Annotated in this window: 18 protein-coding genes; 6 read left to right on the forward strand and 12 right to left on the reverse strand. The window is 38.8% G+C overall.

Annotation, left to right across the window (positions count from 1 at the left end):
* Positions 1–9 precede the first annotated feature (9 nt).
* From ACHZEU_RS12615 to ACHZEU_RS12625, 3 genes are all read right to left on the reverse strand, one after another.
* Positions 10–1,344 (reverse strand): FAD-dependent oxidoreductase, encoded by a 1,335-nt coding sequence (locus tag ACHZEU_RS12615; RefSeq protein WP_404803457.1) that lies wholly within the window; start codon positions 1,342–1,344, stop codon positions 10–12.
* 13 nt (positions 1,345–1,357) lie between these two features.
* Positions 1,358–2,503: a VanZ family protein gene (locus tag ACHZEU_RS12620; protein WP_404803458.1), complete on the reverse strand. Its 1,146-nt coding sequence runs from the start codon at positions 2,501–2,503 to the stop codon at positions 1,358–1,360.
* Positions 2,504–2,654: 151 nt separating this feature from the next.
* The gene (locus ACHZEU_RS12625; RefSeq protein WP_036075918.1) at positions 2,655–2,942 is read right to left on the reverse strand and encodes a DUF6509 family protein; all 288 of its coding nucleotides are present in this window, start codon (positions 2,940–2,942) and stop codon (positions 2,655–2,657) included.
* Positions 2,943–3,098: 156 nt separating this feature from the next.
* Here ACHZEU_RS12625 and ACHZEU_RS12630 point away from each other — a divergent pair, with 156 nt between their 5' ends.
* On the forward strand, positions 3,099–4,274 hold the full coding sequence (locus ACHZEU_RS12630; protein ID WP_404803459.1) for a DHHA1 domain-containing protein: 1,176 nt from the start codon (positions 3,099–3,101) through the stop codon (positions 4,272–4,274).
* A gap of 222 nt (positions 4,275–4,496) precedes the next feature.
* Here the strand turns inward: ACHZEU_RS12630 and ACHZEU_RS12635 are convergent, their stop codons facing one another.
* The 3 genes from ACHZEU_RS12635 to ACHZEU_RS12645 all read right to left on the reverse strand — a co-directional run bounded on the left by ACHZEU_RS12635 (position 4,497) and on the right by ACHZEU_RS12645 (position 8,259).
* Positions 4,497–5,339 (reverse strand): IS3 family transposase, encoded by an 843-nt coding sequence (locus tag ACHZEU_RS12635; protein ID WP_066038259.1) that lies wholly within the window; start codon positions 5,337–5,339, stop codon positions 4,497–4,499.
* Entirely contained in the window at positions 5,336–5,842 is a 507-nt protein-coding gene (locus tag ACHZEU_RS12640; protein ID WP_066038258.1) for a helix-turn-helix domain-containing protein, read from the reverse strand. The genes ACHZEU_RS12635 and ACHZEU_RS12640 overlap by 4 nt, the downstream gene beginning before the upstream one ends.
* Positions 5,843–6,237: 395 nt before the next feature.
* Entirely contained in the window at positions 6,238–8,259 is a 2,022-nt protein-coding gene (locus ACHZEU_RS12645; protein WP_404803460.1) for a methyl-accepting chemotaxis protein, read from the reverse strand.
* Between the two features lie 305 nt (positions 8,260–8,564).
* On the opposite strand from ACHZEU_RS12645, the gene ACHZEU_RS12650 reads away from it, so the two are divergent.
* Genes ACHZEU_RS12650 through tatC form a run of 4 tightly spaced genes read left to right on the forward strand, consistent with a single transcriptional unit; the run spans position 8,565 to position 12,129 of the window.
* Positions 8,565–9,314 (forward strand): gluconate 2-dehydrogenase subunit 3 family protein, encoded by a 750-nt coding sequence (locus ACHZEU_RS12650; RefSeq protein ID WP_404803461.1) that lies wholly within the window; start codon positions 8,565–8,567, stop codon positions 9,312–9,314.
* Between the two features lie 13 nt (positions 9,315–9,327).
* Entirely contained in the window at positions 9,328–11,040 is a 1,713-nt protein-coding gene (locus ACHZEU_RS12655; protein ID WP_004233912.1) for a GMC family oxidoreductase, read from the forward strand.
* Between the two features lie 28 nt (positions 11,041–11,068).
* Positions 11,069–11,272, forward strand: coding sequence for a twin-arginine translocase TatA/TatE family subunit (gene tatA / locus ACHZEU_RS12660; RefSeq protein ID WP_048390784.1), 204 nt, complete (start codon positions 11,069–11,071; stop codon positions 11,270–11,272).
* 11 nt (positions 11,273–11,283) lie between these two features.
* Positions 11,284–12,129, forward strand: coding sequence for a twin-arginine translocase subunit TatC (gene tatC / locus ACHZEU_RS12665; protein WP_404803462.1), 846 nt, complete (start codon positions 11,284–11,286; stop codon positions 12,127–12,129).
* A 14-nt stretch (positions 12,130–12,143) separates the two neighbouring features.
* Here tatC and ACHZEU_RS12670 read toward each other — a convergent pair whose 3' ends face one another.
* A complete protein-coding gene (locus ACHZEU_RS12670) occupies positions 12,144–12,959 on the reverse strand; it encodes a metallophosphoesterase (RefSeq protein WP_048390788.1) in 816 nt (271 codons plus the stop codon).
* Between the two features lie 517 nt (positions 12,960–13,476).
* Between ACHZEU_RS12670 and ACHZEU_RS12675 the strand changes: the two genes are divergently transcribed.
* Positions 13,477–14,184: a DNA-binding response regulator gene (locus ACHZEU_RS12675; RefSeq protein ID WP_279493619.1), complete on the forward strand. Its 708-nt coding sequence runs from the start codon at positions 13,477–13,479 to the stop codon at positions 14,182–14,184.
* Between the two features lie 49 nt (positions 14,185–14,233).
* Here the strand turns inward: ACHZEU_RS12675 and ACHZEU_RS12680 are convergent, their stop codons facing one another.
* From ACHZEU_RS12680 to ACHZEU_RS12700, 5 genes are all read right to left on the reverse strand, one after another.
* Entirely contained in the window at positions 14,234–19,405 is a 5,172-nt protein-coding gene (locus ACHZEU_RS12680; RefSeq protein ID WP_279493618.1) for an S-layer homology domain-containing protein, read from the reverse strand.
* A gap of 78 nt (positions 19,406–19,483) precedes the next feature.
* Entirely contained in the window at positions 19,484–20,134 is a 651-nt protein-coding gene (locus tag ACHZEU_RS12685) for a phage tail protein (protein WP_103117277.1), read from the reverse strand.
* Positions 20,135–20,178: 44 nt separating this feature from the next.
* Entirely contained in the window at positions 20,179–20,829 is a 651-nt protein-coding gene (locus ACHZEU_RS12690; protein ID WP_345803548.1) for a tail fiber protein, read from the reverse strand.
* 194 nt (positions 20,830–21,023) lie between these two features.
* Complete coding sequence (locus ACHZEU_RS12695; RefSeq protein WP_279493616.1) at positions 21,024–21,497, reverse strand: GNAT family N-acetyltransferase; 474 nt, start codon at positions 21,495–21,497, stop codon at positions 21,024–21,026.
* A gap of 43 nt (positions 21,498–21,540) precedes the next feature.
* A complete protein-coding gene (locus ACHZEU_RS12700; protein ID WP_103117274.1) occupies positions 21,541–22,659 on the reverse strand; it encodes a hypothetical protein in 1,119 nt (372 codons plus the stop codon).
* Between the last annotated feature and the right edge of the window lie 16 nt (positions 22,660–22,675).

Below are 22,675 nucleotides of genomic sequence, written 5' to 3' on the forward strand. Positions count from 1 at the left end.
TACCYCCTATTATAAACGTCCATTCATTCTTGCCACCTGCTGCAAAGGGTCCCAAACACCGTTGAATGGTGGTGCATAGGCCAAATCTAAATCTAGCAAATCAGGTAAGGTCATTTTACTATATAATGCTGTCGCAAACACATCGATACGCTTATCAACTCCCGCTGGTCCCACGATTTGTGCACCCAATAACAATTGATCACGCTTGCGAACGACCACTTTTATAAACATACGTTGTGCACCTGGATAATAGCCGGCTATATGGCGTGCAGATAATTTAAATGCCTCATAGTCAAAACCAAGCTCTTTAGCATCGCGCTCATTAATACCTGTTGTAGCAATAGTTAAATTGAAAAATTTTAAAATAGAAGTGCCCACAATTCCTCTAAACGGAGCAAATTTGCCTGACATGTTGAGACCTGCTAAACGACCTTGCTTATTAGCAGTCGTTCCTAAAGGTATATAATCTAAACGTTCTTTCACAATATTAAAGTGAGTTGCACAATCGCCAGCTGCATAAATATTTTCAAGGGAAGTCTCTAAATGGCGATTTACAATGATTGCTCCATTTTTTGCAAGTGCAATCCCAGTATTCTTTAHAAACTGTGTVTTTGGTTTTATGCCTGAAGCGACAATGACTAAATCCGTCTCTAGAACGCCGTTATCTGTAATAACACGTTCCACTCGTTTATTTCCTTCAAAAGCTTCAACGCTCGTATTTAATAACAGCTCTACATCGTTCTTTTTCGCTTCCTCATGAACATGCTGAGCAAGTTCTTCATCTAAAATACGGGCCACATGACTTCCGCGCTGAATAAGCCTTACCTTTTTCCCACAGGCATGTATGGTTTCAGCCATTTCTAAACCAATATAKCCACCACCTATGATTGTTACCYRCTCAATCTCTGATGYTAAATCTSCCATCAAATCTTCCAGTTGAGGAATTGTTTTTACCGTATGGACACCATCTAGCTCATTCCCCCTTTTCACAGGCATGACTGGACTAGCCCCCGTTGCAATAAGAAGTTTATCGTAGGYWMKSWSAAKTNTATMRSMRCTTGCTTGTGTACCTGTAATAACCTTCTTCTCTATGTTTACATTCTCTACCTCATAGCCAACTCTTGCATCAATGCCATACTTATCTCGAAAAGTTTCGACATCTCTTGCAATTAAACGTTTGGTTGATGAAATACGACCATCTACAACATAAGGCAATCCACATTGCCCATATGAATAAATAAAACCACGTTCTAAAGTAGTTATTTCTGCTCCTGGAACATTCCGATAGATTTCCATTGCTGCAGACATACCTGCAGCATCTCCACCAATGATGACGTATTTCATTCTACAAGCCCCCTTATTTTTTCCTTGTTGCCATTAAATCTGCATATTGATCGATATACAAACGTCGTTTTCCACCACTTACGATGACCCGTACCACATGAATAGCTATTATCATTGTAAGTGCAAAACCTGCTATTGCGGCAAGTAGAGAAATGACAATTTGTAGAACATAAAATGGTGAATCCATATCTAATTGGATGTCACCTAATGTTGTAATGGCTTCTGATAAACACAAGGTAGCGATAATAGCAATACAACGACGCCATGATTGCTTTACAATACTTTTGCCATTCTTGTTGACCATTGTAAAACGCATCACCTTCATACCGAGTGTTGCACCAYTCATCATACTTGGTAACACCCCAAAGAGTACCACGTACAGAGCCATTTTCACTAAGAATTCAAAAGTACCGCTATACCCTGTCAGAACACCAATAATCATCCAAACTGATTGGACGATAAATAAATCAATGGCCAATGCTAGTAAAATAGAAATCGGCTTAACAATATCATTTTTTTCCATTTCAGCAGCTTTAGCCTCAACCTCTTCATGAGAGGGGAATAATGCCCAAACAATTGGTGCTAAGAAGAAACCTAGGAGCGCACCTACACTGTTTAGTAATAAGTCATCGACATCAAAGATTCGGTATGCGCAATTAAAGATGCCATAAATGCCTGTTCTTTGTGTGACCTCATAAAABAATGTTAGCAAAAAGCTAATTAAAAATGCACGTTTCCAGTACCTTCTTTCTTTAAGAAAATATCGCAAGTAAACGCCGAATGGCATTAGTAGTAAGAAATTAAAGAAGGCTTGAAAAAATGCCTGCTGTTTTGTGATAGCAAGCCATGTAGATGGATTTGTGACAACAACGCCACTATCCTTTAAAACATCATCAACAAATTGAAAAAGTCGCAAATTAGTATGAACGGTGTCCGCGGATTGAAGTGAGCAAGTATCTCTTGTAGACGGAAATGGTAGTAATACTAAACAAAGCGCTGATAAAAAGTAAAAAATAAATGAGAACATGATAATGGTTTTGGACATCGATAAGTATCCATACTTACGATACGTATAAATCAGCCATGGTATAAATAGTACAAAGGATAAAATAATAGTTATGAAAAATGCTATAAAAATGGATTGCGTGTACGTTGACATAGAAACACCTCTCTCTTTAAATTGCCCTATTTTCTGAACACTAAAACTAAGTTTAGTCCTTCAATACTACATGTATATTTCATCAAGCTTACATAATCCTTAATTCAATAAAAAAACAGGTAAAGAATCTATACTCTCTACCTGTTACTTACTATGCTTTCGCTATTTCTTCTTTACAGAATGTCAAAATTTCTTCTAGTTCATCATCCTCTAATGCAAAGTCTAAATATTCACCTTCAGCCTTTTCCATGATGAAGTAATTTAATATAAATGGTTCTTCGTCTTTTTCACCAATTAGGACACGAATTTCAATGCCAGCTTCGTGGTAAAGCTCATCCTCTTCATCAATTTCTACATCCAGAATAAATTCATAACGCTTACCTTCAATAATATTTGTTGGGTCTAAAATCTCTTCCATTGAGAATTGTGTAATTTCCATTATATTTGCTCCTTTTTCTTTAGCTGTTCTTTTCTATATTAAATCAATTTCAGCATGGGTCAACTAGAAAACTCGTATACACCTGTCAGTAATTATGCCACAATGAAATGGAATTAATTTAGAACTAAATTTCCCTACATACGAGGAGGCTTTTTCATGAAAGAGCTATTATATTATCAAGACGTTATGTTACAAGAGTTTGATGCAACTATTATTAGTAAAGGAACTGACGAATCCGACCGTCATTATGTTGTACTATCGAACACCGCTTTCTATCCAACTGGTGGTGGTCAACCTCACGATACAGGTACATTGAATGCGTTGGAGGTCATAGATGTTGAAAAAGTGGATGATGAAATTCGTCACTATATTGAAGGTGATCTATCGACTTTAGATGGTGTGGTACATGGCAAGCTAAATTGGCCAAGACGATTCGATCATATGCAGCAGCATGCTGGGCAACATATTTTAACAGCTGCTTTTGTAGAGCTTTTTAATGCGCAGACTGTAAGCTTTCATCTAGGCAGTGAGCAAGTAACAATTGATCTTGCTATAGAAACGATTTCTGAGCAACAGCTTGCAGCGGCAGAAGCAAGAGCCAATGACATTATTCTAGAGAACCGCCCCATTCAAACTATCTGGGTTACAGAGCAAGAGCTGGGCAACTATAATCTTCGTAAAGAAGTTGCAGTGACGGGAGACATTCGACTTGTGATTATCCCTAATTTTGATTACAACGGTTGTGGTGGCACTCACCCTACATCCACAGGGCAAGTTAGTTCCATCAAAATATTAGGGACTGAAAAAATGAAGGGCAATGTGCGCGTTTCTTTTGTGTGTGGTCAACGCGTTTTGACTGAGCTTGGCATGCGGAAAAAAGTATTAGCGGACGTTGCTCGTCAATTAAGTGTCCCTGAGATTGATGCTGCCACAGCACTTACAAAAGTTTTATCTACTCAAAAAACTACAGAAAAAGCACTCGCTGCTGCGAAAGAGGAATTACTCACGTATGAAGCAAAGGCACTTGTTAATAGCGAAGGTGTCGTAACGGCTGCTTTTAATCAGCGAACAATGCAAGAGCTACAAAAAATAGCCCGTATGATTGTTTCGGAACAGAAAGATGTAATAGCTCTACTTGTGTCTGAAAATGAAGGCAAACTACAATTCGTTGCAGCAAGAGGTAATAATGTTTCAAAAAGCATGAAGGATGTTGCCCAAAAGGCACTGCCGCTTATTAATGGTAAGGGTGGCGGAAGTGACCAAATGGTACAAGGCGGTGGCGATTGCACCGTTTCGAAAGAAGAATTACTAGCAGCGATGCAAGACGCTTAGTTGCATATATAGAGGAGCTGTTATTAAAAGACGGCTCCTACTATGTTGTTGAGAAAAGAAAATGTTGCTAGCAGAAAAAGACTTCTTGACTAGGCGAGGGGTTGATTTCCGTTTCGCCAGCGTCCTTTCCAGGGGGCGTCCGACGAGTCGCTTCACTCACTTACGTTCGCTCCAGGGTCTCATCTATGACGCTATGATCTGACCCCAAAAATATAAACTTTTTTACGAAGCTTTTCGATACTCAACGGGACTTTTTCCGTTGAGTTTTCTTTTAATCCGCTCATGATTGTAATAGTAAATATAATCTGCTAATGCTTTTGTAAATTCTACATAGTTTTTAAACGTAGTTGTGTACAGAAATTCTGATTTCAGAATACCAAAAAAGCTTTCTATTACGGCATTATCTAAACAATTTCCTTTCCGTGACATACTTTGCTTGATTTCATGCGTTGTCAATAACGCTTTAAAACGGGGTATTTGATATAACCATCCTTGATCAGAATGAATGATTAAGCCACTCTTTTTCGATAACTTTGTATACGTAAACGCCTTTTTAAAAGACTGTTGAACTAACTCAAAATTAGGTGATTTTGATACCTCATATCCAACGATTTCTCGATTGAATAAATCTAATACAGCCGATACATAGATTTTTTGACCGTTTATTTTAAACTCTGTGACATCGGTTACCCATTTCTGATTGGATGCAGTGGCTTCAAAATCACGTTGGATGACATTCTCTGCGACATAGCCGACTGTCCCTTTATACGAACGGTATTTTTTAGGGCGTACCGTCCCTTTTAAGCCCAATTCTTGCATCAATCGTTGTACCGTTTTATGGTTGATGAAAAAACCTTCATTTCGGAGGGCAAGACAAATACGACGATAGCCATAACGCCCCTTATGGTGATGAAAAAGTGTCTGGATTCGTTCTTTGATCGCCTGATATTTATCTGGTTTTACCCATTTTTGAAGATGATAATAATACGTACTTTTCTTGATTTTTGCCACTTTTAATAGAGCTTGAAGTGGAAATTCCAGCCTTAGCTCATACACAGCTCTCATTTTTTCTTCGGTTTGAATGCTTCCTTTTCTTGAACTAAGGCTTTCAACTTTTTTAAATAGGCATTTTCCATCCGTAAATACTCAATTTCCGCTTTTAACTCTTCCGTTGTTTTTTCATTTAAATCAGACGAAGGTGGTTGTTTTTTTGGCATTGATTGGTGCTCCTTTTCTATTTGATAGAGCACCTTTCCAGCCTTGGACATCCACTGTTTTTTCCATCTCCGAATGGTTTCACGAGAAGGAATATTAAACTTCGCAGCAGTCTGAAGGAGCGAATCGCCCGTCTCTATCAGGTGTTGAATTACTTTTATTTTAAAAGAATCTTCGTAATTCGTGAACCCTTGAGGACGAATAATTCCTTCAATGCCATGGTATCGATATAATTCAATCCATAATCGAACGTACTGTCGATCCCTCTGTAATCTATTGGCAATCTGATACGTACTTTCCTTTTCTTCAATGTAAGCTAGAACTGCGGCTAACTTTTGTTCATCAGAAATCACTAACTGCACCCCCTATATTAGATTTTTTAAGTCCAATATTTTGGGTGCAGTTCACTAAATCCCCTAGGAGTGACACTGGCTCCACTCCAATCAACCATTCTGTAAAAGTGGCTTTTCCTTATCTTTCATACAGTCGTTGTGAACAAAATAGCAAATGTATAATTCGAGAAAGGATAGACTCTTATTTTCAATGGGAGAAATGATGATTGACCACACCTCTCCATAAAATGAGTAGTGAACACCTTCAATTAAGCCTTTGCAAAAAAAGTAACATTTTTATGAGGTGGAGTGCATGGAGCGGTAATCCATTTTGACCTTTCACAAAAATTGTATGGATGGTTTTGTTTTTCAACACTCTGAGAGGAGCTGTCATTAATAGACAGCTCCTCTCTAATTTAATATTTAAATTTTTGAATGGCTTCATATAAACGTTTTGCCATTTCTGATAGTTTTTCAGTTTGATTGTTCATTACTGCTACCGTCTTCAACTGTTCCGCTGTTGCATCTGTTACCTCATGCACATAATCACTTGCCGCATGTGCAGTAGCTGCCATTTCTTCCATAGACGCGGAAACTTCCTCCGTATTGGCAGACATTTGTTCAGCTGAAGCATTCATTTCTTCGATTTGACCTGCTATTTCTCCTACTGCTTGAACCATTTCCTCGAAGCGTTCTCCCACTGCCTCAATAGAAGCTAAACCACGCTCAACATTATCTTCACCAAATTCAGCTGCTTTTACTACTTCTAATGTATAAGATTGAACTCTTTCAATAAGCACATTAATTTTAGTAGCTGATTCTGCTGTTTGCTCCGATAGCTTGCGAACTTCTTCTGCTACAACGGCAAAGCCTTTACCAGCATCTCCTGCCCGTGCTGCTTCTATAGAGGCATTCAATGCCAATAAATTTGTTTGATCAGAGATATCGGTAATCACTTTTGAAATTAAGCTAATTTCTTCTGACTCTTTTTCTAGCTTGTGAATAATTGATAGTTCATCTGTTGTGCCTTGCTGAATCTCATTCATACGTAAAACGGATTGTTGAACTGCATGATTGCTTTCACTAATTTTCTGGGAAATAAAATCTGTATTACAAGCAATTGTGGAGGCAACTTCAGCTACATTTTGTATCCCTATCGCCATTTGTTCCATTGCTGAGGCACTTTCCTCTGCCATCACAGTTTGGCTTTGTGCCCCTCGATCTACTTCACTTATTGCACCAGCAATTTGCTTTGAACGCTTTGTTACTCCATTTACATCTCCCATTAAATCACACGCAGCTTCATTCACTGCCGTTGCTTCTTGACTCACTTTGGCTATCATTTCCCGCATATTATCAGTCATACGATCTAATGCACGTGCCATCGTTCCCATTTCATCAATACGTTTCAAATATTTTTCTGGAATTTCCTGTGTAAAGTCTCCTTCCGATAAGCCCTCACTAATGCGAAGTACATGTCGAAGTGGTCTACTAACAGAGCGAGAAATGGCAAATGAGATGCATAGCCCAAGTATTGAAACTATGATCGTAGTGACAATGAAGTTCGTCTTAAGCTTAGAAAGCCCTGAAAACATCTCATCTTCTAATGCGATAACCCCCATTTTCCAACCATTTTCGAGGGTATGATAGCCCATTAGACTAGTTCCTGTATCTTCCGTTTCAAAAGAAAAATAACCGTTATCATTAGCAATCATTTCTTTAGCAGCCATTGCTCTGCCTGTCTTGATACCTGTTTTGTCTGCTTCCTTAATTGGATTGTATTGCTCCTTCACATAAGAATGATTATTATGTCCAATAATTGTTCCGTTAGCATCTAACATAAATGCATAGCCACTGTCTCCAACCTTAATGCCTTCCACGATTTTAGATAGGTAATAGCCGTCAATACGTGCTAATAATAAAGCTTTTTCACCTGTCACTGTGTCAATTGGAGAAACGATTAAAATGACTGGTTCACCTGTTACACGACTAATCGTAATGTCAGACATGACAGACTTACCAGTAAAACCTTCTTTTACGTAATCACGATCCCCTAGATCAGCTGTTGTATCATCCAGATAATGGGCAACTCCATTAGCATTGATAATGCCAAAACCTAAGTAATTTTCATTACTGGCAAGACGTTTCGATAGATACTGCTTCTGCTTTTCAAAGTCCATGCTCCGAACTGCCTCTTGCTCTGCAATGGCTTCCACCTCCACTAGTGTTAATTGGAAGTGTTCTTCTATGTATTTGGAAACATCCTCTGCTCTAGATACCAAATTAGATTCCACTTGCTCATTCACAGCTTTTGTACTATTTATCCAAGTAGATAGCCCAAGCGTGCCACATGTTACAAATACAAGAGCTATAATTGCAACAATTAATTTACCACCAATACCTTTTAACCACATTTCTCTTTTTCTCACTTCTTCCATTTTTAGCTATACAATCCGCATATTTTTGCATAACTTCAGAGTAAAGTCACWAAAAGTAGAAGTCAACAAAAGTTTTCCAATATGATTAATAAATGTATAATAATACCATTTACACTACCTTTATAGTGCTAACAATTTTCTACAAAATTTTCAATTCATAGATCCCTCTTGTCATTAAAAAGGAGAGTACACCATGCTAATAGAGGTAATTAAAACATTTTCCAACAAAAATTGATTATAATTCACATTTTTTGCTGATTATTAAAGATAGGATCCGTTTAACACATTTTGAGGGGAGGATTTCCATGAGTTCAGACAAAAATAATGTTTCTCGTCGAGACTTTTTAAAAACTACAGGTATTGCTGCTGGTACATTAGTCGGTGGTGGTTTAATTGGAGGATTAGTTGGTDACAACATCCATGGTAAAGGTACTTCTACCCTAGAGCATGGTGGTCATGAAACAACGAATGAGGCCACAGGCTCACCAAAAGCTAAGATGTTCTTCAGAAATGAAAAAGATTTTAGTATCTTATCAAAGGCCACGGAACGTATCTTCCCAGAGGACGATTTGGGACCAGGAGCTATTGGTTTAGACGTTCCCTATTTTATCGATCATCAACTTGCAGGAAATTATGGAAGTAACTCTAAAGAATATATGCAAGGTCCATTTGATGTTGGTGCCCCAACTCAAGGCTATCAAAGCCGTTTAACGCGAGCGGAAATTTTTAGACAGGGTATTCAAAAAATGGAGGATGAAGCACAAAAGCGTTATAAGAAAAGCTTTAACGATTTAGATGGCAAACAAATGGATGAAATATTAACTGCCTTCCAAAAAGGTGACATAGAAATGGTTGGGGTTACTTCCGCGTTCTTTTTTACATTATTAMGAGCAGCTACATTAGAGGGAGCTTATTCTGACCCTATGTATGGAGGAAATCGTAATATGGATGGCTGGCGTATGAAGGGCTTCCCTGGTCACCAGATGGCTTATATTACACAGATAGAAGATGCCAAGTTCCAAAAAATTGAGCCTAATCCATTAGGCAACCACTAAGGGGGGATACAAAATGGCTAAAACATTACCGAGTGTAGACGTTGTAACAGTTGGTGTAGGTTGGACTGGCGGTATTGTCGCTGCTGAATGTGCTAAAGCTGGCTTAAAGGTAGTCGGTTTAGAGCGAGGTCAAAAGCGTGGGACCGAGGATTATTTAAATGTTCATGACGAATACCGTTATGCCATCCGATATGATTTAATGCAAAATCTTTCTAAAGAGACCGTAAGCTTTCGGAATGATCGAAATATGAAGGCATTACCAATGCGTCAGCTTGGCTCCTTCTTACTTGGAGAGGGTCTGGGTGGATCAGGAACACATTGGAATGGAATGACTTATCGATTTTTACCCTATGATTTTCAAATCAAGACATTAACAGATAAACGTTATGGACCAAATAAGCTTGGACCAGATTATCTGATTCAGGATTGGGGATTAACATATGATCAGCTTGAGCCCTATTTCGATAAGTTCGAGAAAACAGCTGGTATTTCGGGTGATGATAAAAATAAATTTAGTGGAAAGCGTTCGAATCCCTATCCAACACCGCCTATGAAAAAAACGCCTATGCTTGCACAATTCGAAAAAGCTGCAACAAACCTGAAGCTAACACCTTATATGGTTCCATCAGCTAATGTATCAGAGGTTTATAAAAATCCAGATGGCGAAACAATCAACGCTTGCCAATATTGTGGTTTTTGTGAACGCTTTGGATGCGAATATGGTGCAAAGTCGTCCGCAGAAATTACTGTTGTCCCTACAGCCCTGAAGACAGGGAATTTTGATTTACGCTTTAATTCCAATGTTGTTGAAATTTTAAAGCAGGGTAACAAGGCTACAGGTGTAAGATATATCGATACTGTTTCGGGAGAAGAATTCATTCAGCCAGCTAATGCTGTTGTTTTAACTAGTTATGTCTTTAATAATGCCAAGCTATTAATGGTCTCTGACATTGGTGAAAGATATGACCCTACTACTGGCAAAGGAACACTTGGCAGAAACTATTGCTATCAAATTTTGCCTGGTGCTGCTGGGTTCTTCGAGGAACAATACAATACATTTATGGGTGCAGGTTCGTTAGGCATGTGTATAGACGATTACAATGGGGATAATTTTGACCATAGTGATTTAGATTTTATTCACGGAGGTAATATTGCACTTACACAGACAGGTACGCGACCAATCGGCTCAAATCCAACTCCGCCTGATACGCCTACTTGGGGACCAGAATTTAAAAAGCAATCTATTTATTACTATACACGTTCATTTGGGATTGGTGCGCAAGGAGCATCTATGCCACATAAGGAAAACTATATATCACTGGACCCTACCTATAAAGATGCTTACGGGCTGCCATTAACTCAGTTAACATACAATTTTACTGATCAGGATCGAGCTCTTCATAAATATATCTCTGCACGTGCAGCTGACATTATGAAGGAAATGGGTGCAAAAACTATTGTCCCTAACGCGGAAATTACCGATTACAATATCGTACCTTACCAAACAACGCATAATACAGGTGGTACGGTGATGAGCTTAACACCAGAACAAGGGGTTGTGAATAATTACTTACAGCACTGGGATGTTGATAACCTTTTCGCAGTAAGTGCAGGCAACTTTGCACACAATAGTGGTTATAATCCAACAGGCACATTAGGGGCACTTGCCTACCGTTGTGCTGAGGGAGTCATCAAATACAGTCAATCAGGTGGTTCATTAGTATAAAAAAATCATTCTAAAGGAGGCAAGACTTATGGGAGGTCTAGGAGCAATTGGAGTACCTGGATTAATCATTATTTTAGTGATTGTATTAATTGTATTTGGCCCAAAAAAATTACCAGAAATCGGTGGAGCAGTTGGCAAAACGTTTGCAGAATTTAAAAAGTCTACTAAGGGACTTATGGATGATGAAGATGATACCGTAAAAAAGGTCGAAAAAAAATCTGATGCTTCGTAGGAGGGTTTCCTATGGATCCATATGAAGACGGAAAAAGAAAATATTTAAGCCCTCTAGATAAACCACAAGCCGAGCCTCCAAAGCCAGTGGAGGCTTTAGTTGAAATACCTACGGTAGCAATTGAAGAGGATCATGTGTCAGATGAACCGCTGATACCTGTTACCTCATTATTGGAGCATCTTAGTGATTTACGTAAGCAAATTATCAAAGGGTTAACAGTTTTTATTTTATTTTTCATTGTTGTCTTTTCTACTATTAATATTTGGTTTCCATTCATAACGCGAGGTCACTCACTCGTTATTTTAGGACCACTAGAAGTAGTTAAATTTTACATGACGATTTCAACAACTTTAGCTTTTGGTCTTGCAATGCCTTTCCTCGTCCACTTTCTTTGGAGCTTTATTAAACCAGGCTTAAAAGAAGAGGAAAGTCGATTTTTAGGCCTCTATGCACCAATCATGTTAGTTCTATTTTTAGTAGGAGTAGCTTTTGGCTATTTCGTCGTTAACCCACTTAGCTATACATTCTTAGTAAGCATTGGGGCTACCAATTTCGATGTCATGGTATCAGCAAATGAATATATGCACTTTTTAATCATGACTACAGTACCGCTTGGTCTATTATTTGAGTTACCGATTGTTGCCCTATTCTTATCAGCCATTGGTGTACTGACTGCTGAATCCATGAAAAAAATACGAGGCTGGTCTTATATCGCAATGGGCGTAGGCTCCGCTGTTATCACGCCACCAGACTTTATAASTCAGTTMCTCGTATTAMTACCTATCATTATTTTATATGAAATAAGTATTTACCTCATTAAACGTATAGAACGCAAACAAATTGAAAGCACTGCGTAAATTTTACGCAGTGCTTATTTTTTCTTTAGATCCATCACAATAATTTCTGGTAGATTAAAAATACGATATGGTACTGTGCTATTACCCAACCCTCTACTAACTACCATTTTCGTCGCGTCTGCTTCGTAGACACCAGCTGTATATTTTGGGAACAGCCCCTGTCCTGGTGCCACAAGTCCTCCAAGCCCAGGAATACGAACTTGCCCACCATGCGCATGTCCCGAAAATACTAAATTTATGTGATAATTTACATACGTATTAAATAATTCTGGTCTATGTGCTAGTAACAACTTAAACATATCGTCTGGCAAATAGGCCGTTGCAATGTCCAGCATATCTTCTGTTGTTCTACCCATTAACGGATCCTCAATACCAACAATCGCCAAGCGCTCCCCGTCGCGCTCTAACACGGTCGATTCGTTGGCCATAATATGTACCCCTAACGATGACAGCGCCTCATAAATTTCATTCACCTTATTCGTCGCTACCTCATGGTTTCCTAGTACATAATAAACATCCGCTATTTTAACTAGTCCTTCCACTGCTTGTAGGCTTTGTTTTAAATTATAGCGATTACTATCGATCACGTCACCTGTGATAAAAATATAATCAGGCTTTGTATCCTTTACCTTAGCAATCAATTTTTGTTGCTTGTCACCAAAGACAGCGTCATGTAAATCCGAAACTTGTACAATGCGTAGCCCATCAAAGCTGTCAGGCACACTATCTGATTCAAACACATGTTTACTTACGACTAGCCAGTGATTGTTTACGTACAAAAAAATGACTATAAAAACAACAAAGAAGATACCATATAATAATTTTTTCAATCGCAATCGCTCACTTTGTGGCTACTTTTTTCAGAAATAATTCTGACTTTCTCATTATAAGCAAAAAACAGAGTGATTGTAAGTATATGCACTTTAAATACACAAAATGCACAAAATACACTTAGCTTAAAATTTTTATCATTAGATTATGATACACGCTTTAATCTATTTTTTGTTAACTATTGGCATGCTATACTATGGGTAGAAAGGCATATTTTATTATCACCTCATAATACATCACGATTTGGGAAATGCATCTCATTTACTAAAGTGCGAGAATACTAATAAACTTAAATCAGTTAAAGGAGAAAAGAATTGCTTTATTGTAGGTAATAATCGAGTTAGATTGGACGATAAATGTGTTTTACATACTAATAAATTACATAATTTACAGAATCGAATAATTTCAGAATCCAGCTTCCATTGCTACAGGCAAGTATAAAATTGATGACGAAAAATTTATTTAGTACAGTTGGGCTACATAATATTCTAAATTTAGATGATAAGAGGTGAAAAAATGTTGAAAGCCATCATAGTAGATGATGAAATTTTAGCAATCAATTTATTAGAAGCCACGTTACATGATAATAGCGATGTTACTATTATCGGAAAATTCGTAAATCCACTAGAAGCTATTGCAAACATCCCTACACTCAAACCTGATATTCTTTTTTTAGATATAGATATGGCCGAAATGAATGGTATTGAACTTGCTAGTAAGATTGCAGACCTTCCTTTTTTAATGGACATTGTATTTGTCACTGCATATGAACGTTTTGCAATAGAAGCTTTTAATGTACAGGCTGTTGACTATATTTTAAAGCCTATTGAGAAAGAGCGTTTAATGAAGACAATCAAGAGAATATCCATGCGTAGAAAGCAATTTCAAGTTAAAGCTGCTGTACACCACATAGAGGAAGAAGCTCATATAATAGAGGATTTTCACTTTCATGTTCATTCTGGAAGAGTATATATCGGTAACACAGCATTAGCCCTATCTACAAAGGAATTTCAAATTTTTTTCTTTCTAGCACAACGATCAGGACAAATTTTTCCCCCATCAGAGCTGTATAAGCTTATTTGGGCAGAGGAAAGTATCGGGCATACACAGGCATTGAAGGTTCATATTAGTAATTTACGAAAAAAGCTAGAATCCGTTACTGGCCATAGAGCAAAGATTATAACAGTGAGGGGTTCGGGATATAAATTCCATTTCGAGCCATGAAAAAGAAGGGCACTGCGATTACATTACGAATCGCGTACCCTCTTTTTGGTTATTTTTTTGCGGCTTCTTGAATCTCATAAAATGCCCAATGGTGTTTTGGAACATCTTTAAATAATGGTGTTTGATCTTCAATGAGAATTTGACGTTCAAACAGTCGATTTAATACCTTCACTGCTTGTGCACGTGTTAACAATCCATCTGGATTGAATGTATCTGCTGTTATTCCTGTCATAATTTCCGCCGCATTGACAGTATCAATTGCTTGCCCTGCCCAATGATGGACACTCACATCTTTGAATACTGCACTTTGTGAGGTTGGTGGACAGAAATCTGCATCAGGACGTTCTACACATTGCTGTTCTATCCAGCGGGCTGCCACTGTAGCCATCTGTGCACGCGTAATCAAGCCGTTTGGATTAAAGTTCGTTGCTGTAACCCCTTTAAACAGACCCTTTTCCTTCGCAAATTCGATTGCATCTTTAGCATCATGTTGGAATGTGTCTGTATAGGTTGCCTTTGCTTGCGGAATGGCGTTACCTGTTAATTGACGAGCAAACATACTTGCCATCTGTGCCCTTGTAACAGGAGCATTTGGACGGAAGGTATCATCTGGATAGCCTTGAATGTAAGGTAGATGGGTAACACCCTCAGTAATTGGCTCCTTCACTTCTTCCTTCTCTGGTAAGTAGAGAATGGAGAAGGTGGAGAATTTACTCACCTCAAACTGCAAACCTATTCCCTTTTGATATTCTACAACCTTCCCACGTACAACTTCTTTTGTGCCATCACTATGCTCGATAAAGATCGCCAAATTGGCAAGTTGTTCATCTGTTAAATCTGTAGGCAACGGCAATGTTAATTTAACAGGACGGCTTTGCATATTAGTTTCGATGGTCATTGGACGACCAAGCAACTTTACAATCCCACCTTCTACCAATTGCTGCACAACGGTTTCCCTTTTGGCTTGTTCTTCAATCTCTAGCTGTTTATCATACTCTTTTATAGGAACCAGTCGGAAGTATAGATTCTCATTAAACATTTCCAATGAAGTTTTTGGCACTTCAATTCTAACCTTATCGGTAACAATTTCGAGATGGACTGCTCCATTTTGCAGAAGTGACAGCACATTTTTCGGAATGGACACTTGGACTTGATTTACTTGATCCTTCTCGTCTGGGATGATAATCCTTGCTTTATCATTCCCTTGTTCCTTTAATTTCCTAATTGTCTCTGTTGCGCTTGCTGCTGTTAATGTGACATCATCATTCATCGTGTTATCTACATTTTTTGCTCGTTTTATCGTTGTTTTTGAAACTACATCACCATTTCCAGATTCTACATCTACTACAATTTCCTCTACATTGGTTGAAGGTGTTGATGAACCTGAATCAGGATTTGGTGAAGGATCAGTATTATCGCCACCTGTATTATTACTAATCCATTTTGCATAGATCACTGTGTTTGCTGTAATTACAGTATTAAAGTTATATGGTGTTGTGTAGGCATTATTTGTATACCAGCCACCAAATGTATAGCCAGCTTTCGTTGGCGCTTTTGTTGGCTGACTTGCTTTTCCTTCGTGTACTACCGTCTGATTAGAGACAGCACTTCCCCCTGCTACATCAAAGCTTACCGTATGTGTTACAGTCACTGGATTCCATTTTGCATATAATATGATATTTCCACTACCCATAAGGACAGTTGAAGCTGATGCATAATCTATTCCTCTTCCATCTGCTTGCGTGTTCCAGCCCTCAAACGTGTAACCCACTTTTACTAGATTTCCTATATTACCCAGAACTGTTACAGTTTCTCCTTGCTCATACGTTTCACTATCTGTTGGAGCTGTGCCCCCTGTGTTTGTATTGCCGTTGTAGGTGATAGTAAACGTACTAATCACAGAAGTATTCTCTAGGGTTCCTGCACTTACTAATGAAGCTTTGTGCGTCGCCGTTTCTTTCACTCTCGTGATAAACGTATACTCTGTATCAGGCGTTAGTTCACTAAAGATCGGACTGTCCTGCCACGTTGTTCCGTTATCTCTACTATATTCTTGACCTACTACCCCATTTAGCGTAATATTTGTCGCTGTTTTACTGGCTACAGTTGGGACTGGCGGAGCACTTGGTCCATCCACTTTTTCCACAATAGTTGTTTCCCCACTCATTACACTTCCTGTTGCATTTGTTCCATCGGCACTGGCTCTTACTTTAATCGTCTCTCCAATATCTGCTTGAACCAACATATATGTGGAAGAGTTCGCTCCTGAAATAGCCGTGTTCCCTCGATACCATTCATAGGTTGGTGCATCTGCTGTCGTTGGTGGCGTATACGTGATCCCACTAATATCTGCAGTTAACACGCTTCCATACTTCGTCTCTCCCGTGATACTTATCGTACCTCCCATTTCTGGAACCGCTACAGGTTGAGTTTGTGTTTGGATCGATGTTCCTGTACTTACCAGTGATGCCTTGTGAGTGGGTGTCTCCTTCACTCTCGTGATAAATGTATACTCCGTTTCAGGTATTAGTCCATTAAAAATTAGACTATCCTGCCACGTTGCCCCGTTATCTTTACTATATTCTTGACCTACTTCCCCATTTAGCGTAATACTTGTCGATGTTTTACTGGCTTCGGTTGGGGCTGGCGGAGCACTTGGTCCATCCGCTTTTTCCACGAAAGCTGTTTCACCACTCGTTATACTCCCTGTCGCATTCGTTCCATCGGCAGTGACTGTAACTTTAATCGTCTCACCAATATCTGCTTGAACTAACGTATACGTAGGTGAGGTCGCCCCTGAAATGGCCGTGTTCCCTCTATACCATTGATAAGTTGGCACATCTTCTATCGTCGTTGACGTATATGTGATCCCACTAATATCTGCGGTTAGCATGCTGCCATACTTTGTCTCTCCTGCGATGCTTACCGTGCCTCCTATTACTGGAATCGCTACAGGTTGAGTTTGGATCGGTGTTCCTATACTCACTGACGAAGCTTTATGAGTTGCCGTTTCTTTCACTCTCGTGATAAACATATACCCAGTATTAGGAGTAAGTTCACTAAAGATCGGACTATCCTGCCAGGTCGTCCCGTTATCTTTACTATATTCTTGACCTGCTACTCCATGTACCATAATACTTGTTGTTGTTTTACTGGCTTCAGTTGGTGCTGATGGAGCACTTGGTCCATCTGCTTTTTCCACAGTTGCCGTCACTTCACTCGTTACACTTCCTGTCGCATTCGTTCCATCGGCAGTAACTGTAACCTTGAGTTTCTCACCAATATCCGCCTCTACCAATGTATACGTGGACGAGGTCGCCCCTGGAATTACCGTGTTCCCTCTATACCATTGATAGGTTGGTACATCTGATGACGTTATTGGTGTATACGTGATGCCACTAATATCCGAGGTTAATACGTTTCCATACTGTGTCTCTCCTGCAATACTTACCGTGCCTCCTATTACTGGAATCGCTACAGGTTGAGTTTGGATTGGTGCCTCTGCACTTACTAGTGATGCCTTATGAGTCGCAGTTTCTCTCACTCTCGTGATAAAAATATATTCCGTATCTGAAGTGAGTCCACTAAAGATTGGACTATCCTGCCAGGTCGTCCCGTTATCTCTACTGTATTCTTGACCTGCTACTCCATTTAGCGTAATACTTGTCGGCGTTTTACTGGCTTCAGTTGGTGCTGACGGTGCACTTGGACCATTCGCTTTTTCCACAGTTGCCGTCGCTCCACTCGTTACACTTCCTGTCGCATGCGTTCCATCGGCACTAACTGTAACCTTGAGTTTCTCACCGATATCGGCCTCTGCCAACGTATATGTGAATGAGGTCGCTCCTGGAATTACCGTGTTCCCTCTATACCATTGATAGGTTGGCACATCCGCTGTCGTTGTTGGTGTATACGTGATACCACTAATATCCGCGGTTAGCACACCATCATACTTAGCCTCTCCTGTGATGCTTACCGTGCCTCCCAATTCTGGCAAAACAGTTAGTGTCTCAAACATCTCATTTTCACCATAACTAGTCCCCACCGAATTTTTCGCGTACGCTCGGTAATAATAAGTACTACTTGGATTAAGACCTGATAGATCGACACTAAACGCTCCCGTTGTTCCAATAGCAGTTACTTTCTCACTATTCTCCGTAGTTGGTTCGGTACTCGTTGAATACACAATTCCACGTTCTGTAATCTCGGCCCCTCCATCAAAAGTTACCTCCCCACCTACCGTTGCACCTGTACTCGTAATATTTGTCGCTGGGGTTAAGGTTATAACTGCGGGTGCTTGAGTCGGTACATCTGGATTCCCATACAGTATAGTTCCACTATTACCAACTACTACAAACTGGCCATTTCCATAAGTAACCCCCTGTAAAATAGTTTTACCTAAACCAACCGCTTGTTCATACCAATTTATTCCATCCATAGAGTAATATACTTTACCAGAAGCTGCAACTGTTACATAATGACCATTTCCATAAGATACACTAGTTAAGAGGAAAGACATTGCATCTACTGGTAAATTGTATTGAATTGTCCAATATACCCCATCTGGTGAGGTGAGAATCGTTCCATTTTGACCAACGACCACATATTGACCATTTGCATAAATTACAGATCTTAAAATATTTTTGGTATTAGAGGTTTGCAATAACCAATTTTCCCCATCTGGAGATGTTAATATCGTTCCACCAGCACCTACTGCGACGAATTGATTATTAGCGTATATTACACCATAAAGATGATTTGTCTGTGGGGTTTTTTTTTGCCATGTCACCCCATTGCTTGAAACATACATATTACCTAAATTACCAACAGTAACATATTTATTATATCCATATGTTACTGAATGAAGAGGGGTACTACTATCTACTGAAGTAGCTGTTGTCCATGTTTGCCCATCTGATGACGTATAAAAATTAGATGAATTGTCAACTGCCATAAAATGATTATTTTCATAAACTACTGAGTTAATTGTTTGTAAGGAAGTTATAATAGTTGATTGTGTCCATGATGATCCATTTGTTGAATAATAAGCCTTACCAGTAGTATCAGTAACTACATATTTACCATCACCATAAGCCACTGCTTTATAGTTTACACTTGGTGGTGTTGCTAGTGTAAAATCAGCAAATGTACTGGGTATCCATTGAAAAAATAATAGAAAGATTAGTAGGATACTTACTATTTTCTTATAACGTTGTCTCATAAATATCTCCTCCAACAAAACTATTCCTTCTATGTATCAAATAAAGAAATGTTATATGAACCTAGCATTTTGCAACACCTACTGTTGACTAGGAAATATCCCCTGAATACATATGATAAAATTCAATGCTTGGAAAGGCTGCCGAATATCCAATGCAGAAGGCGCCAATTGTCCCGCTGGCGCAATCGTGGTTGTTACATTCCCACTCACTGTTCCACCTGAGACAGAAAATGGCTTCAAGTTTGTATCCGTAGTTCCCGCTGTATAAAAATCTGCTGTTCCCATACCTTGATCTACAGAGGCTGCAAGGCTTGCATTATTTGGTGAATTACTTCCTCCCCCTTGAGAGGAGGCTGGGATTGCAACGTTCATATTACTTACTGTTAGATTAGATGTAGACGTAGTTGCACTATGAGTATGTTGTGGCATATTTAATGGAGAAAGGGTTATTTTCTCCACACCGCCAGTCTGTCCTAGATTACACGGAGTGACTCCTTGTGGTATAGTTCCTCCCATTCCCCCATTCCCACACGCGCCTACTGGCACACGTCCATTCAAGTTTGGTAAACAAAAAGTATTCTTTCCGTCTCCACCATATCGATTTCCTAATACAGCAAATAAAACTTGATTCTGTTGAATTGAAAGTTCTTGACCGTTGCAAAATGCCCAGCCCTGTGGAGCAAATGATGCTGGCCATGCTACAATAGTTCCTGTGTAATTCTCTGCCATAAAATACCTCACTTTAATTTTATTTAATAAAAAATAGATTTTATTTATTCTCGAATAGGGAACCAGCCTTGAATACAAATAATATAATTCAACGCTTGGAAAGGCTGCCGAATATCCAATGCAGAAGGCGCTAATTGTCCAGCTGGCGCAATCGTGGTTGTTACATTCCCACTCACTGTTCCACCTGAGACAGAAAATGGCTTCAAGTTTGTATCCGTAGTTCCCGCTGTATAAAAATCTGCTGTTCCCATACCTTGATCTACAGAGGCTGCAAGGCTTGCATTATTTGGTGAATTACTTCCTCCCCCTTGAGAGGAGGCTGGGATTGCAACGTTCATATTACTTACTGTTAGATTAGATGTAGACGTAGTTGCACTATGAGTATGTTGTGGCATATTTAATGGAGAAAGGGTTATTTTCTCCACACCGCCAGTCTGTCCTAGATTACACGGAGTGACTCCTTGTGGTATAGTTCCTCCCATTCCCCCATTCCCACACGCGCCTACTGGCACACGTCCATTTAAGTTTGGTAAACAAAAAGTATTCTTTCCGTCTCCACCATATCGATTTCCTAATACAGCAAATAAAGCTTGATTCTGTTGAATTGGAAGTTCTTGACCGTTGCAAAATGCCCAGTACTTTGGAGCAAATGGTGCTGGCCATGCAACAATAGATCCCATATACATTTCGGCCATAATTTTATACCTCACTTTAATTTTATTTATTCTTACTGAGGGAAATTTCCTTTAATACAAATACGCTTGAAAGGTTCTCCGACACTCATAATTAACTTAAAAATCGTATAAGTATTCCAATCATTTAAAAATCGGCAGTTCCCTCACTTTAACTCCAATGACAAAACTACTTAGTAAGTTCAAAGAAACATTCATTATTTCCTATGCCACGCCATCATCACATGCGGCACTACCTCTCCGGTAACAACAAACCCACATCTCTCATACAACCTCTGTGCAGGATTCCCCATCAACACAGTTAATTCTATTGGCAATCTAGATTCAGCAGCTACATGCTGAAATTCCCTCAATAGCACTGTACAGATTCCGCTACCTCTATATTCAGGAAGTATGAAAATATCAATCAGACGTATTGCTTCTTGCTGTACCTCGGTTATTAATCTACCAATACCTACACCTTCATACATTATGATTTCATATTTGGCATTAGGAAATTGTTGCTGATAAGAAGCTTTTTGAGCATCGTATTGCATACGTAATAAACCTTCTATTTGTTGCTCATCCAATTCTAATATGGCAAATTCATTTTTTCTTGTAGATACAAATAATGAATAAAGGGTATCTTCCTCTTCACTTAATGCCACTCGCAATTTCACTTTATCTTTCATTTTTGCTTTGCCACTCACCTCTTTCCTGAAATTTCAAACAATATTAAGCAACACTCGCTAAAATATCCTTATTTTCTTCTTGTATAGCTTCGATTTCTTGAATTTCCATTTCTAAAACTCTTGCTATCTCGGATGGTGTATGCTTTGTAAATAACATATACATAGCTTTTATTTTCTTTGCTTGATCTCCAGAGACTTTTAAAATATTGGAGATTTCAGCTAAATCCGTATGGTTCTCAATCAAATACGAACCTAATAAAGTATTAGTGACTTTTTGTAACTCATTTTGGTCCACAACGTTTTTACATAATGCTTCTGCAGCTATACTCGCTGCTACGGATAAATCCATCCCTTTTTCATGCATCCTTTTCATAGCATTAAATTGATCCGCCCATTTGCGTAATGTATAGTTTTGTTCCTTTACTAGGAAAACAAGCTCTCGATGATTTACATCCGTATCGTGTAAAAGTCCCGTCTCCTTAAAAGTCTTTGCAAGATCCTTAAAGAAAGCATTAACTTGACTTTGGCCACGATTAATCTCTTCTTTTGTCTTAGTTAAATCCTCTTTTGCCTTATTCGTTTCTGCTTGAATATTTTCAAAATACTCTTTGCGTAATTCCCCTTGAATAATTCCTGTAATAAGATAAAGGACAGCTGCTATTGCGCCAAGCGTACCAAGTTTTGCTACTAAGCTATCCAGCACTTTTATTTTTCCAATCCATTGATTCACAACAAATAATGTAAGCGCGACATATTTATCTAAAGTGATTTTTTTATAAGAAGGCACAACGATTGATAAAGAAATCAATGGCAACGTATTTTTAAAGCACTTTCTCCATTCTAGGAATTCCATTAGCAAACTATTTAAATCATCTTGGATATCATGCTTTAAAATATTTAAGTCAATTGATGTTCCACTTAACTCACTTTTCAGCTCTTTTAAAAGCTTAATTGCTTGTGCCTTTCGCTCTGGGTTATCTGTACGAAATACATTGTCCCCAAGCCATGCACTAATTTCTAAATCCTCGTCCAATAGCTTAGAAATGATACTATCAATTCCCTCTTTACATTCAGCCAGCTTGTCTTCTACCTCATAAATATTTTTTAGAGTAGGCTGTAATTCTTCTACATAGGTTGCTAATGTCGCTTCTGTAATCGCCATATTATCCATCCATTCT

It is taken from the genome of Lysinibacillus sp. S1 (assembly GCF_044986265.1).
Classification (GTDB): Bacteria; Bacillota; Bacilli; order Bacillales_A; family Planococcaceae; genus Lysinibacillus; species Lysinibacillus capsici.

Bases quoted from the DNA above. Each gene is read 5' to 3' on its own strand.
- ACHZEU_RS12625 (WP_036075918.1), bottom strand. From the start codon at position 2,942: ATGGAAATTACACAATTCTCAATGGAAGAGATTTTAGACCCAACAAAT.
- ACHZEU_RS12630 (WP_404803459.1), top strand. From the start codon at position 3,099: ATGAAAGAGCTATTATATTATCAAGACGTTATGTTACAAGAGTTTGAT.
- ACHZEU_RS12635 (WP_066038259.1), bottom strand. From the start codon at position 5,339: ATGAGAGCTGTGTATGAGCTAAGGCTGGAATTTCCACTTCAAGCTCTA.
- ACHZEU_RS12645 (WP_404803460.1), bottom strand. From the start codon at position 8,259: ATGGAAGAAGTGAGAAAAAGAGAAATGTGGTTAAAAGGTATTGGTGGT.
- ACHZEU_RS12655 (WP_004233912.1), top strand. From the start codon at position 9,328: ATGGCTAAAACATTACCGAGTGTAGACGTTGTAACAGTTGGTGTAGGT.
- tatA (WP_048390784.1), top strand. From the start codon at position 11,069: ATGGGAGGTCTAGGAGCAATTGGAGTACCTGGATTAATCATTATTTTA.
- ACHZEU_RS12675 (WP_279493619.1), top strand. From the start codon at position 13,477: ATGTTGAAAGCCATCATAGTAGATGATGAAATTTTAGCAATCAATTTA.
- ACHZEU_RS12680 (WP_279493618.1), bottom strand. From the start codon at position 19,405: ATGAGACAACGTTATAAGAAAATAGTAAGTATCCTACTAATCTTTCTA.
- ACHZEU_RS12685 (WP_103117277.1), bottom strand. From the start codon at position 20,134: ATGGCAGAGAATTACACAGGAACTATTGTAGCATGGCCAGCATCATTT.
- ACHZEU_RS12690 (WP_345803548.1), bottom strand. From the start codon at position 20,829: ATGGCCGAAATGTATATGGGATCTATTGTTGCATGGCCAGCACCATTT.
- ACHZEU_RS12695 (WP_279493616.1), bottom strand. From the start codon at position 21,497: ATGAAAGATAAAGTGAAATTGCGAGTGGCATTAAGTGAAGAGGAAGAT.
- ACHZEU_RS12700 (WP_103117274.1), bottom strand. From the start codon at position 22,659: ATGGCGATTACAGAAGCGACATTAGCAACCTATGTAGAAGAATTACAG.